This is a genomic window from Brevundimonas sp. BAL450, assembly GCF_015767455.1.
GTDB lineage: Bacteria > Pseudomonadota > Alphaproteobacteria > Caulobacterales > Caulobacteraceae > Brevundimonas > Brevundimonas abyssalis.
Genome location: NZ_JADWOW010000043.1, coordinates 71,797 through 85,064, shown reverse-complemented (window position 1 = coordinate 85,064; position 13,268 = coordinate 71,797). Strand labels below are relative to the sequence as shown.

Genomic DNA, 13,268 nt, shown 5'->3' with positions numbered 1-13,268 from the left:
GGACACACCGTGGACGCCGCTGAAAACGAGTTGTTGACCCAGGTGGGGCCTGGAACGCCGATGGGCGGGCTGCTCCGCCGCCACTGGATGCCCATCGCCGGGGCCAGCGAATTCGAGAAGACGCGCATCAAGCCGGTCCGCCTGATGGGTGAAGACCTGGTGCTCTACAAGGACCTCAGCGACAAGTACGGGCTGGTCGAGCGCGCTTGCGCACACCGGCGCGCCGACCTGTCATATGGCTTCGTCGAGAAATGCGGCCTGCGCTGCAATTACCACGGCTGGGCCTACGATCAGACAGGCCAATGCGTGGAGATGCCCTACGAGGACACGGTCGCGGCGAAGGCCCGCTACAAGGACAAAGTCAAGATTCTGGCTTATCCGGTGCGTGAACACGCGGGCATGATCTGGGCCTATCTCGGCCCCCTGCCCGCGCCTGAGCTGCCGGACTGGGAGCCGTTCGGCTGGGGCAACGGATTCCGCCAGATCATCATTTCGGAAATTCCCTGCAACTGGCTGCAGTGTCAGGAGAACTCCATCGACCCTGTCCATTTTGAGTGGATGCACACCAATTGGAGTCGCCGTCAGAGCGATCCCGAGGCCGCGCACGGCCCACGCCACATGAAGGTGGGCTTCGACTCCTTTGAGTATGGCCTCGTCTATCGCCGCCAGCGGGAGGATCTGCCCGAAGACCACACCATGTGGACCGTGGGTCGGGTGTGCCTGTGGCCCAACTGTTTCTTTCTGGGCGACCACTTCGAATGGCGAGTGCCCATCGACGACGAGAACACGCTCAGCGTGGCCTGGGTCTATTCCCGCGTTCCGCAGGAGCAGGAGCCCTACGTTCAAGAACGCATTCCCACATGGCATGGCCCGATCAAGGATCCGGAAACAGGGCGCTGGATCAGCACGCACGTCATCAACCAGGACTTCATCGCCTGGGTGGGCCAAGGGACCATCGCGGACCGCACCAAGGAAAAGCTGGGGCTCAGTGATCGCGGCATCCTGATGTTGCGCAGTCATCTCCACGACGATCTGGACGCCATCACGCGCGGCAAGGACCCCAAGGGGGTGATCCGCGACCCATCGATCAACAAGGCCATCCCCTTGCCTATCGCGGATCGGGAACTCCTGATCGACGGGATGAGCATGGAGCAATGGAAAAGTCACCCCGTGTACAGCAAGCACTTGAAACGTTTCATGTTTCAGGCGGGACAACCCGCCGAAGTGTGGGCTGAATACTGCGCGGCCATGGGCGTCGACGGCACGCCGCCGGCGGATGACCGCCAGGTCATCAACATCTGATGGCGGGCCCCCTGTCCAACGATCAGGCGTCCCAATTGCAGGCGCTCTATGCGGAAATGGCGCCGAAGAACCTGCTGCCCCTGTGGGAATCGCTGGCCCAGCTCGTCCTGCCTGAGCCGTCCTCCCCTGCGCGTCCGCACAAGTGGGATTACGACGGGGCCCGCGCCTATCTGATGCGCGCCGGCGATCTCATCAGCGCCAAACAAGCCGAGCGACGGGTTCTGATTCTCGAGAACCCCGGGCTGGACGGCCTGTCGGCCATCACCCCCAGCCTCTATGCCGGGCTGCAACTGATCCTGCCCGGCGAAGTGGCCCCGGCCCACAGGCACAGCCAGTGCGCCCTGCGCTTCGTACTGGAGGGCGACGGAGCCTTCACATCGGTGGACGGGGAAAAGGCGGTCATGCGCCCCTTTGACCTGGTGCTCACGCCGGGGGGGCAGTGGCACGATCACGGCAACCCCACGGACCAGCCGATGGTCTGGCTGGACGGCCTGGACATCCCCACGGTCCGTCACTTCGACGCCAGCTTCGCCGAGCAGTACGAGGCGGAGCAGTTCCCCGAACAAGCGCCGCCGGGGGACAGTCTGAACCGCTATGGCCGCAACATGAGACCGCTCAAGGGGCGCAGCGCTGACAGGCGGCCTGCGCACCAGCCATTGTTCCACTACCCCTACGCCGAATGGCGCCCGGCGCTGGACGCCCTGGCCGCCAGCGGCGCCGATCCGGATCCCCATCTGGGCCATGCGCTGGAGTTCCTGAACCCCGTCAATGGCGGACCGATCATGGCGACCATCTCGGCCCATGTGCGCCTGATGCCCGCCGGGTTCGAGACGCGCGCCCGGCGCGCCACCGACGGCACGGTCTTTGTGGTGGTCGAGGGTGAAGGACGCGCCTGGGTCGAGGATGAGGAGATCGCCCTCGTCCCCCGTGACATCCTAGTGGTGCCGTCATGGAAGGCCCTGCGCCTGAAGGCCGACAGCCGCTTGGTGCTGTTCGGCTATTCCGACAAGGCCTGCCAGGAAAAACTGAACCTCTACAGGGAAGACAACACATGAGCCTGGCGTTTCAGCCGACCCCGCCCGTTCTCGCGCCCACCTCATCGGGCGAACAGTTCCCGGTGCGTCGGGTGTTCTGCGTCGGGCGAAACTACGCCGCACATGCCCGCGAGATGGGCCGCGACCCTGACCGTGAGCCGCCCTTCTTCTTCACGGCCTGGGCCGAGACCGTCGTCCCCGACGGCTCCACAATCGCCTACCCCCAGAAGACCTCGAACTATCACTATGAGGCCGAGCTCGTGGTCGCTATCGGCCGTTCCGGGCGGGATATCTCGGTGGAAAACGCCCTGGATCACGTCTGGGGCTACGCCGCCGGCCTGGACATGACCCGCCGCGATCTTCAGCTCGAAGCCCGCGAACAGGGACGCCCCTGGGACACCGGCAAGAACGTGGAGCAGTCGTCGCCGCTGGGCCTGATTCACAAGGCCGGCGACGGTGATTTCACCCCGGATCACGGCGCCATTCGCCTGACGCAGAACGGCGATGTGCGTCAGGAAGCCGATCTGGCGGACCTGATCTGGCCTGTGGCTGACGTCATCGCCTATCTGTCGACCCTGTACCGGATTGAACCCGGCGACCTGATCTATACCGGCACCCCCGCCGGCGTGGGCGCCGTGGTCCAAGGCGACGAGATCGTCGTCAGCATCGATGGCCTGACGCCGCTCAAGGTCACGGTGGGACCGCCAGCCCCATGACGGTTCTGCACGGCTATTTCCGCTCCACCGCCTCGTGGCGGGTGCGCATCGCCCTGGCCCTGAAGCATGTGGAGCACCAGAAGGCCTTCCATCATCTGCGCAAGGGCGAGCATCGCGAGCCAGGCTATCTGGCGCTGAACCCACAGGGCTTGCTGCCGGCGCTGGAACTGGACGATGGTTGCGTCCTCACCCAGTCCTTGGCGATTTGCGAGTATCTGGACGATCTCCTCCCCGAGCCGCCGCTGCTGCCTCGCGGTCCCTATGACCGGGCGCGCGTCAGGGCCATGGCCCAGGTGATCGCGTGCGACATCCATCCGGTGCAGAACCTCAAGGTGCTGGCGCGCCTGCGTGAGAACGGCCTGACCGATGACGCCGTTCAGGAATGGGCCCGCTTGACCATCGACGAAGGGCTGACCGCCTTCGCCGCCCTTCTGGACCAGGGCTCGCAAGGCGCGTTCTGTTTCGGGGATCAACCGGGGCTGGCAGATCTGTGCCTAATTCCACAATTGGGCAACGCCCGCCGCTTCGGCGTCCAACTGCGCTGGCCGCGCCTCCAGGAAATCGAGAACGCCTGCGCCGCATTGCCCGCTTTCCAGACCGCACGCCCGGACGCCCAACCCGACGCTGAGTGAGCCGTAAGGACGAACTCGCCCTCTCTCTTGCTCTCACCGCGCCTAATTTTTACGCGTCCGCCGGAAGGGAAAGTGATGGCACTCATGGTCTCTCCTCGATCAGCCGCCGGATCGGCGATGAGGGAAGAGACGTTTGGTAAGGCCGGGGCGGTCGTTCAGGTTCCTACGCTTTCACCAGATTCCGAGCGACGCCTTTTCAGGTCGGCTTGGCGCCAGAAGCAGACGTCGGGCCGGGGCCTGAAAGCTGACCTTTTGTTGAGCGCACCAACGTTGCGCAGGGCCGCTACCGTTACGATCATGGCCATTTGGACTCCGCTGTTGACCGGACGGGCCAGCTTCAACGAACAACCGAGTGGCCGCCGACGGTCGAAGGGCGGCCTTGAAGGGCGGAATCCTGACGGCTAGCCGGCGTCCCGTTCTCGCTCCGGCCTGATAACCAGCACGTCCGCGGGAACAGCCTGGACTATCCTGGGGCCCTTACCCTTCACGACCGTATGAAAGAGCCGGCCGCGCTCGTAAGCGCCTATTACCGTCAGGTCGGCCGCCTTCTCACGAACGTAGCTGCTGAGCATGACTTCGGGAGCACCATGCTCGATCAGCGTGTCGATGCGGCCCCGGATGTCGTCCGGAATGACCGCTTCGGAAAGGGACTCACGGATCGCCTCCCTCTCCATTTCCCCGAAAGCGTCGCTGAGAGGCGAGTTCAGGAACAGCCTGCCATAGGCGATCTCGTGAGCGTGCATGAGAGCGAATTCGGCGTCCGGGAAGAGGCGCACGGCGACTTCCAGTCCGTGCCGGGCCTCGGGGGTAAAATCCTCGCCGATAACCACTCTCTGATAGGGACCGTGCGGACGCCGTTTTACGACCAGGACGGAGGCGGGACACCGCCTGAACAGTTCATCGATCGTTTTTCCCAGATCTCCGAATGGCTCGGGCCGCCGCCCGCCGACGACGACCAGATCAGGCATTTCGCGCGCGACGATCTTAAGGATCGACGCCAGGACCGGGCCTTCCTCGACGTGGAAGCGCAGGTTGGGGCAGGGTCCGTAGATGTCCTCTCGGATCTGGCGCTCGACGACAGCCGCCATGTCCGGAGGCCAGCGCCACGATGGAAGGCCCCGACTGTCAGAAAGGGCTGAACTCTCTTCCAGAACATGCACGACGTGCAGTTCTGCCTTCCAGGTGTTGGCGAGTTGAACCGCCCGGTCCAGCGCACGATCACTTCGTCCGCTCAGGTCAGTTGCAAGAAGGATTTTCCCGGGAGGGTTCTCGTGCCATTCGTTCACTTTTAGAACTCCTGCCTGTTCTGTGGATTTTTCTTGCTTTGATTCAAGGTAGGGCTTCACCCACGGGGATCAACGGCGTGTCGGGTTCGCCACGCGTCGGACGTCAGACGAACAGCACGAGCCCTGCGCCGGCGGCGACCAGCATCAACAGGGTGAGAACCCAGACTCTTCCACCCCCGGATCGCCGGGCCTGGAGCCTAGGCCCGGGTCGCATGTAGAAGGGTGGTCGCGGCCGCCCGACTTCGGTCCCTACGATGTTGTGTCTCTCTCTCATCAGGCCGCTCGCTTCAGAAATGAGTTGAACCAGCGAGGCAGCGCGCCCCACGACCATCCGGACGACAGGTCTTCGGATCGGTCCCGAAGTCGGGGGACGGAGCAGAGCATGGTCAGCCGAGTATCGTCGCTCGCGGGTATGTCGGGATGATCCCAAAGCAGCTCCTGCAGGATCGCATCCTGCAGAAGGCGCTCCGGCAGGAGGTCGAACCGCGCTTCCCGGCCCAGACGTCGCGCGTGCCCCTCCTCGATCTGTCCTACCAGCGCCACGGTCTCGGACGACCGGCGAGGCCCTCGTCCAAAGACGCTCCGGGCGATCCGGGCGCGTTCGGCAGGCCGGTCAGACAGGTCGATCAGGGACGCATCGGGGTCGCCCGGCGACGCGCCGCGCTCGAGCGCGAGCGAGATCAGCTGGTCACGCCCGACGGGGGATAGGGCCAGTTCGGCCGCTCTCGCGAGCAGCAGCTCGCGATGCGCCACACCGGGCCGCCTGGTTTCAAGATCAATGCGCTCCCAGCGCGCTGCGCAGAGCGCTTCCGACGATGCGGCCGCGAGCAGCCGGGCGTCGCTATCCGACGTGCGGGGCATGGTCATTCACCACATCCAGGACCTTAAGCCGGTGCGGCCGGCCCCTGTCATCTGTCCAGTCGAACTCGGCGTCCGTCGTCAGGCCCAGCAAGGCGGCGCCGACCAGACTGAGGACGGAAACGCAGCGCTTGTCGATGTCCGAATCGGCAGGCAGGACGAGCTGGATTTCGCGGGTCTGGCCGGACCCCTGATCCTCGTAGGTGACCCGGCTCCCGATCCGGCAGAAGGGCCGACCGTTGAAAAATTCGCCCACGACCACGGCCCGGTCGAGTTCCTCCCCCAGCAATTTCGCGGCGGCGGAGGTCGGTCTATGACCGACCATCGACTCAAGAAGTTCGAGATCGCTCGTTGTGATGAGAAGTCGCGGCTTCTTGATCGTTCTGGATTTGGTTTTCGTCATCGTATTGTCCGGTTCTGTGAATTTTAACGCAACCCATCGGGGCGTGCGCCTCCGAGGCGCGCAGCGTTCAGGTTGTTGTAAAAAATTCTGGACTTCCGAACACGCGTCGGGAATGGCCGAAGTTATCGCGCCGCTGATTTCAATCTAATGCGTGCAGGAAGGCAGTCCCCAAACTCTGAGCTTTCGCTCAAGACGAGTTTGGGGCTAGACGCCTCCGACGAAGCGTCCGGCGTGAAGCGTATTCCGCGAAGGGATGGCGTATTTCCACATAACGAAGCGATAGTGCGCTCCCAGAGCGTCAATTGTCAACTTAAGGGCGGGCCGCCGAATTCTACAGCACACTTGTCTAAAGCCCGGCAGTATCAAAACGGTCTAGCTCCGCCCGGGTGCTGCGACAGGCAGTCTCCACCCTCGTCGGATCGCCGCCACCCGCAGGCTGAAACAGGCTAGGCCGCCGGCTAGCGCCGTGACCAGTATGGGCAAATTCAGCAGACTGCCCCCGGCCACGATCCCCGCCCCGAGCAGCGCGGCAACCGCATACAGGTCCGACCGAAGGACCGCCGGAATTTCCGCCAGCAGGACGTCGCGCGCGACACCTCCCCCAATGCCCGTCAGCATCCCCAGCAGGGCAGCCATCGCCGGGCTCAAGCCAAAGGCGAGGGCCTTCTCCGTGCCGGCGACCGCGAACAGCGCCAAGCCCATCGCGTCCAGCATGCGGACGGGATTGCGCACTTTCTCAATCAGGGACGACCAGAAGAAGACGATGGCTCCGGCCGTCAGGGACACCGCCAGATACCGCCAGTCCTGCAAGGCCGCGGGCGGCGTCGCACCGATCAGCAAGTCCCGGGCTATGCCCCCGAACGTGGCGGCCGCGAAGGACAGCACGAGCACGCCAAACAGATCGAGCCGCCGCCGCACGCCCGCCATGGCCCCGCTGAGGGCAAAGGCGAATGTCCCGCAGAGATCCAAGACCAGCACGAGTGTGCGCAGAAGCTCGTCTGTTCCGTCGGTCTGGATCACGATGGTCAATCCTTGGCATTAATCGGCTAGCGCCATCGGCCTTATAGATCGTCTGACTGACCGATATCATAGCGCACTGGAGCCTTGACTGCTCTTCAGCTGATGGGCGGAACGCTCTGTGGCTCGCCGCCAAATGACATCCGATGCTTGCTCAGTGCCCGAAAAGCGGACGTGCCAACCGCCGCAATGAGCCCGAAGCAGACTTTGTGCGGGCCTCTGGTTCCGATCCCCGTGTTCGCACCAACCTATTAGATCATTAGGCCTAGAGTTCATGGCCGCCAGCCTTGAGCGGCGTTTATCGTCAGGAGCGATCATTGGGCGTTCGTATGCAAACGAGCCCCACTCGCTCTCAAAGCCCAAGCCCAATCCCTGGCGGCCGCTGCTTCCCTTGAATTCCTCCGCTTGACTCTGATGGCTGAAGAGGAGGCATATAGAGGAACATACCAGGAACATTTATGCCTCCGCCCCTCGCCCTTCACCATCTGCGCCGCCAGCTTTCAGCTCTGGAGCCCAGGCAGTGCGCGTCCGTGCGGTCCTTTCGGCTGGGGGTAGAGGCGCTGGATGAGCGGCTGGGGGCGGTGAGGGCCGATGCGGTGCACGAGGTTCTGCCCGAGGCGCCGCGTCAGGCGGTGGCGGCGCAGGGGTTCGCCCTGGGTCTGGCGTCCCGGGCTTCGGCGGGCGCGATGGTGTGGATCCTTCAGACAATGGGGCGATCCGAGATGGGGGAGCCCTTTGGCCCCGGGCTGTCGGCCTGGGGCCTGGATCCGGGCGCTCTGATCCTGGTGCGGGTGTCCGACGCCGCGTCCCTGCTGGCGGCGGGCGAGGAGGCGCTACGCAGCGGGGCGGCGGGCGCGGTGATCATGAGCGGCTGGGGCGAGGCCAGGGTCCACGGCCTGACCGCCAGCCGGCGACTGATGATGGCGGCGCGCAGCGGCTCGACCCTGGGCCTGCTGGTGCGGGCCAACGCCGAGCCGGCGCCCAGCGCGGCGGAGACCCGCTGGTCCATCGCCTCGGCCCCGTCAGCGCCCCTAGCCGCCAATGCGCCGGGAAGACCCGCTTTTCGCGCGCGGCTGTTGCGCAGCCGGTCCGGCGCGCCGCCCGGCGAATGGACCATGGAGTGGGATCGTGAGACGCGCAGTTTCGTCACGCCGTCGGCATCTGGCGGTCTGGTTTCCCGTCCTGCCGACCGACCGGCTGCGGCGGGAACAGGCCGATCCCGCGCCGCCTGAGCATCTCGTGGTTCTGGTGGACAAGGACCGGGGCGCCCTGCGTCTGACGGCGGCGAACCCGGCCGCCCTGTCGCTGGGACTGTCGCCCGGCATGACCCTGGCCGACGCCCAGGCGCGGGTACCCGGGATCGCGGCGGTTCCCCACGACGGCGAGGCCGACGCCCGACTGCTGCGCGCGGTGCTGGAGGATTTCGACCGTTTCACCCCCATGGCGGCGCTGGACGCGCCCAACGGCCTGATGCTGGACGTGACCGGCTGCGCCCATCTGTTCGGCGGCGAGGCGCGGATGGTCGGCGTGGTCAGGGCCCGGGCTGAACGCCTCGGGCTGCAGGTCCGGCTGGCCCTCGCCCGCACGCCCCAGACCGCCCGCGCCTTGGCCCGGTTCGGTCCCGGCGGCGTCGCGCCGGAGGGTCAGGACGCGGCCCTCGCCCGCTGCCTGCCCGTGGCCGCCATGGAGCTGGCCCCGCGCGATCATCAGGCCATCCGCCGCGCGGGGCTGAAGACCCTCGGCGATCTGGACGCCCGGCCCCGGGCGCCGCTGGCCGCCCGCTTCGGCGCCGATTTCCCGGACCGGCTGGACCGGGTGATGGGCCGGGTGGATGTGCGCATTACCCCCCACCGTCCGGCGGCGCCGGTCACCGTTGACCGGGTGCTCGCCGAACCCATCACCGATCTGGACGCGGTGCACGCCGTCATCGCCGACCTGCTGAAGGGCGCCGAACAGCAGCTCGAGACCCGGGGTCAGGGCGCACGGCGCTTTGTTCTGAGCCTTTACCGCTTGGACGGCCACGTCCGCCGCATCGCCCTGCAGACCGCACGTCCCGTGCGCGAGGCGGGGGTGGTCATGCGTCTGTTCCGCGAAAGGCTGGCGGCGCTGGCCCGGCCGGTGGATCCCGGCTTCGGCTTCGATCACCTGCGTCTGGGCGCCGAGCATCTGCGCGCCGTCGCGGCCCGGCAGATCGCCTTCGACCGACGCCCCCACGGCGGCGAGGCCCTGGACGCCCTGATCGACCAGTTGAGCGCGCGGCTGGGCCCCGAGGCGGTGCTGCGTGTCACGCCCGTGGCCTCGCACCTGCCGGAGCGGTCCAGCCGCCTCACGCTCGCCCAGGCCGCGCCGTGTGGCGAGGTCTGGCCCGCCCCCGATCCGGAGTCGCCCCCGCTGCGGCCGCTGCACCTGTTCGATCCGCCCCAGCCGGTTGAGGCCGTGGCCCTGGCGCCCGACAGCCCGCCCGCCCGGTTCCAGTGGCGGCGCGCCACCCACCGGGTCATCCGCGCCGAAGGCCCCGAGCGCATCGAGGCCGAGTGGTGGCGCGCGCCCCGCCACCGGGTGCGCGACTATTATCGGGTGGAGGACGAGGAGGGCCGCCGCTTCTGGCTGTTCCGCGCGGGCGGCTATGGCGATGATCCGCCGCCGCGCTGGTACGTGCACGGGCTGTTCGCATGAACGCCCCCATCCCCGCCTACGCCGAACTGGTCGCGGCCAGCAATTTCTCGTTCCTGCGCGGCGCCTCGCACCCGAAGGATCTGGTGCTGACGGCCGTGCTACGCGGCCACACCGGGCTGGGGCTGGCGGACCGCAACACCGTCGCGGGAGTGGTGCGGGCGTGGAGCGCGCTGAAACAGCTCAAGGAACACGGCGGCGCGCCCGAAAAGGTCCGCACCGGCGGCTCGCCCGGCGAGGTGATCTTCGTGGACGATACGACCGGCGGGCCCGATCTGGCGGAGGCCATCCGGGAACGGGTGCAGGGCTTTCGCCTGCTCACCGGGGCGCGGCTGGTGTTCGCGGACGGGACGCCGGACATCGTCGCCTACCCTGAGGACCGGGCCGGATGGGGACGGCTGACGCGGCTGCTAACCCTGGGCTCGCGACGCGCGAAAAAGGGCGCGTGCCTGCTGCATCTGAATGACCTGCTGGCGGACCCGGACGGCCTGCTGCTCATCGCCGTTCCCGACCAGAAGATAGACGGCCGGCCCGCCCCGGCGCGGTCTGGCTGGGCGCGGCCATGCACCGGCGGGGCGACGACCGGCGGCGGCTGGCGCGGCTGATGGCGCTGGCCGAGGGTGCGGGCACGCCCCTGCTGGCCATGAACGACGTGCTCTACCACGCGCCGGAGTCGCGGGATATTCAGGACGTCCTGACCTGCATCCGCGAAGGGGTCACCATCGATCAGGCCGGGCGGCGCCTGCTGGCCAACGCCGAGCGCCATCTGAAGCCTCCCGAGGAAATGGCCCGCCTGTTCGCCGACGCGCCGGAGGCCCTGGCGGAGACCCAGACCCTGCTGGCCCGCTCCACCTTCGATTTGGCTGAGCTGCGCTACGAATATCCCGAGGAGCCCATTCCGCCGGGAAAGACGCCGCAAGGCTGGCTGCAGACCCTGGTGAACCGCCACCTGCCGATGCGCTATCCGGATGGCGCGCCGGCCAAGGTCATGGGCCTGATCAGAAAGGAGCTGGCCTATATCGCCGAGCGCAATCTGGCCCCTTATTTCCTGACCATCCACGACATCGTGCGGGTGGCCGAAGACAAGGGCATAGTGTGTCAGGGGCGCGGCTCGGCGGCCAACTCGGCGGTCTGCTACGTGCTGGGCATCACCAGCGTCGATCCGGTCCACCACGACCTGCTGTTCGAGCGCTTCATGTCGGCGGACCGCAACGAACCGCCCGACATCGACGTGGACTTCGAGCACGAGCGGCGCGAGGAGATCATCCAGCACATCTACGAGACCTATGGCCGCGAGCGCGCGGGCATCGCCGCCACCGTGATCCGTTATCGCCCCCGCAGCGCCATCCGCGAGGTGGGCAAGGCCCTGGGCCTGACCGAGGACGTGACTGCGCGCCTGGCCTCCACCCAGTGGGGAAGCTGGGGGTCGTCGATCCCCGACGCCCAGATCGAACAGGCGGGCATGGACCCGGCCAATCCCATGATCCGGCGCGCCGTGGACATGGCCGGGCGCATCCTCGGGTTTCCGCGCCATCTGAGCCAACACGTGGGGGGCTTCATCCTGACGCGCGGGCGGCTGGACGAGCTGGTCCCCATCGGCAATGCGGCCATGACGGGTCGCACCTTCATCGAATGGGACAAGGACGACATCGACGAGCTGGGCCTGATGAAGGTGGATGTGCTGGCGCTGGGCATGCTGACCTGCATCCGCAAGGCGCTGGATCTGATCAAGGCGCACGAAGGGGTGGACCACGACCTGGCCTCGGTCCCGGCCGAACAGCCGGACGTCTACGACATGCTGTGCAAGGGCGACTCCATCGGGGTGTTCCAGGTGGAGAGCCGGGCCCAGATCAACATGCTGCCGCGCCTGCGGCCCCGCGCCTTCTATGATCTGGTGATCCAGGTGGCGATCGTGCGGCCCGGCCCCATCCAGGGCGACATGGTTCATCCCTATCTGCGCCGCCGCAAGGGTCAGGAGGACGTGGTCTACGCCAGCCCGGCGCCGCCCCATGACCCGGACGAGCTGAAGACCATCCTGCACCGGACCCTGGGCGTGCCCCTGTTTCAGGAGCAGGCCATGAAGGTGGCCATGGTCGCCGCCGAGTTCAGCGACCGCGAGGCCAACGGCCTGCGCAAGGCCATGGGCACCTTTCGGGGCGACGGGACGCTGCACACCTATGAGGACCGCATGGTCGGCAAGATGATCGAGCGGGGCTATGATCCCGACTTCGCCCGGCGCTGCTTCGAGCAGATCAAGGGCTTCGGCTCCTACGGCTTTCCGGAAAGCCACGCCGCCAGCTTCGCCCGGCTGGTCTATGTGTCCAGCTACATCAAGTGCCGGCACCCCGCCGCCTTCGCCGCCGCCCTGCTGAACAGCCAGCCCATGGGCTTCTATGCCCCGGCCCAGATCGTGCGCGACGCCCGGGAGCACGGGGTCGAGGTGCGGGTGATCGATGTGAACCATTCCCTCTGGGACAACACCCTGGAGGGTCCGAAGGGCGCCCTGGCCCTGCGTCTGGGCCTGCGCCAGATCGACGGCTTCCGGAAGGACTGGGCCGAAGCCTTGGCGGCGGCGCGCACCCGGCCGTTCGACGGGGGCGAGGGGCTGATGCGCCGCGCCCGGCTGCCCGTGGCGGCGCTGCGCAAGCTGGCCGACGCCGACGCCTTCCGCTCCATGGGTCTGGACCGGCGCGAGGCCCTCTGGGCGGTGCGTCGCCTGCCTGACGACGACGCCCTGCCTCTGTTCGCCGCCGCCGGCGCGAGGGAGCTGGGCGAGGAGCCGGACGCCGCCCTGCCCGCCATGGCTCTCAGCGAACACGTAGCCGCCGACTACCAGACCACGCGCCTGTCCCTGAAGGCGCACCCCATGGCCGTCCTGCGCCCGGTGTTCGCGGCCGAGGGATTCCTCACCTGCGCCCAGGTGGAAGCGAAGCGGTCGGGCTCACGGGTGCGCACCGCCGGCATCGTGCTGGTCCGTCAGAGGCCCGGCAACGGGAAGGCCATCTTCCTCACCCTGGAGGACGAGACCGGCGTCACCAATCTGGTCCTGTGGGTGCGCACCTTCGAGGCCTACCGCCGCGTGGTCATGGGCGCGCGCCTGCTGGGCGTGGAGGGCGTGGTGGAGAAGAGCGTCGAGGGCGTGGTCCATCTGATGGCCGATCGCCTCTACGACCGCTCCGCCGACCTGGGCCGCCTGTCGCCGGAGCACGAGCCGGTGCTACAGCTCTCCGGCGCCGACGAGTTCGTCCACCCTCAGCACCCCCGCGACCTGCGCATGCTGCCGGGCTCAAGGGACTTCCACTGACAGGTCTGCGCAAGAAGCGGACATAGGCGCTGCGGCGAGAACT

The 13,268-nt window shown here is 67.1% G+C and carries 12 protein-coding genes; 8 read left to right on the top strand and 4 right to left on the bottom strand.

Annotated elements, in window-relative coordinates; all coding sequences use genetic code 11:
* Positions 1-9 precede the first annotated feature (9 nt).
* From IWC96_RS05330 to maiA, 4 genes are read left to right on the top strand one after another with little or no spacing between them, the layout of a single operon-like run.
* Complete coding sequence (locus IWC96_RS05330; RefSeq protein ID WP_196838527.1) at positions 10-1,302, top strand: aromatic ring-hydroxylating dioxygenase subunit alpha; 1,293 nt, start codon at positions 10-12, stop codon at positions 1,300-1,302.
* Positions 1,302-2,357 (top strand): gentisate 1,2-dioxygenase, encoded by a 1,056-nt coding sequence (gene gtdA / locus IWC96_RS05325; RefSeq protein WP_196838526.1) that lies wholly within the window; start codon positions 1,302-1,304, stop codon positions 2,355-2,357. The genes IWC96_RS05330 and gtdA overlap by 1 nt, the downstream gene beginning before the upstream one ends.
* The gene (locus IWC96_RS05320; protein ID WP_196838525.1) at positions 2,354-3,052 is read left to right on the top strand and encodes a fumarylacetoacetate hydrolase family protein; all 699 of its coding nucleotides are present in this window, start codon (positions 2,354-2,356) and stop codon (positions 3,050-3,052) included. The genes gtdA and IWC96_RS05320 overlap by 4 nt, the downstream gene beginning before the upstream one ends.
* Complete coding sequence (maiA, locus tag IWC96_RS05315) at positions 3,049-3,684, top strand: maleylacetoacetate isomerase (RefSeq protein WP_196838524.1); 636 nt, start codon at positions 3,049-3,051, stop codon at positions 3,682-3,684. Before IWC96_RS05320 ends, maiA begins: the two co-directional genes overlap by 4 nt.
* Positions 3,685-4,085: 401 nt before the next feature.
* Here the strand turns inward: maiA and IWC96_RS16200 are convergent, their stop codons facing one another.
* The 4 genes from IWC96_RS16200 to IWC96_RS05295 all read right to left on the bottom strand — a co-directional run bounded on the left by IWC96_RS16200 (position 4,086) and on the right by IWC96_RS05295 (position 7,251).
* A complete protein-coding gene (locus IWC96_RS16200) occupies positions 4,086-4,970 on the bottom strand; it encodes a universal stress protein (RefSeq protein WP_196838523.1) in 885 nt (294 codons plus the stop codon).
* Between the two features lie 273 nt (positions 4,971-5,243).
* A complete protein-coding gene (locus IWC96_RS05305; RefSeq protein ID WP_196838522.1) occupies positions 5,244-5,837 on the bottom strand; it encodes a hypothetical protein in 594 nt (197 codons plus the stop codon).
* Positions 5,812-6,231: a GreA/GreB family elongation factor gene (locus IWC96_RS05300; RefSeq protein ID WP_196838521.1), complete on the bottom strand. Its 420-nt coding sequence runs from the start codon at positions 6,229-6,231 to the stop codon at positions 5,812-5,814. Before IWC96_RS05300 ends, IWC96_RS05305 begins: the two co-directional genes overlap by 26 nt.
* Before the next feature lie 372 nt (positions 6,232-6,603).
* Entirely contained in the window at positions 6,604-7,251 is a 648-nt protein-coding gene (locus tag IWC96_RS05295; protein ID WP_196838520.1) for a trimeric intracellular cation channel family protein, read from the bottom strand.
* 455 nt (positions 7,252-7,706) lie between these two features.
* On the opposite strand from IWC96_RS05295, the gene IWC96_RS15935 reads away from it, so the two are divergent.
* The 4 genes from IWC96_RS15935 to IWC96_RS05285 are packed head-to-tail and all read left to right on the top strand — an operon-like array spanning position 7,707 to position 13,225.
* Positions 7,707-8,480: an ImuA family protein gene (locus IWC96_RS15935; protein WP_231378915.1), complete on the top strand. Its 774-nt coding sequence runs from the start codon at positions 7,707-7,709 to the stop codon at positions 8,478-8,480.
* Complete coding sequence (locus IWC96_RS05290; RefSeq protein ID WP_370541093.1) at positions 8,377-9,924, top strand: DNA polymerase Y family protein; 1,548 nt, start codon at positions 8,377-8,379, stop codon at positions 9,922-9,924. The genes IWC96_RS15935 and IWC96_RS05290 overlap by 104 nt, the downstream gene beginning before the upstream one ends.
* Positions 9,921-10,526, top strand: a complete 606-nt coding sequence (locus tag IWC96_RS15930) for a hypothetical protein (protein ID WP_231378899.1) — start codon at positions 9,921-9,923, stop codon at positions 10,524-10,526. Before IWC96_RS05290 ends, IWC96_RS15930 begins: the two co-directional genes overlap by 4 nt.
* Positions 10,484-13,225, top strand: coding sequence for an error-prone DNA polymerase (locus tag IWC96_RS05285; RefSeq protein WP_231378898.1), 2,742 nt, complete (start codon positions 10,484-10,486; stop codon positions 13,223-13,225). The genes IWC96_RS15930 and IWC96_RS05285 overlap by 43 nt, the downstream gene beginning before the upstream one ends.
* Positions 13,226-13,268 lie beyond the last annotated feature (43 nt).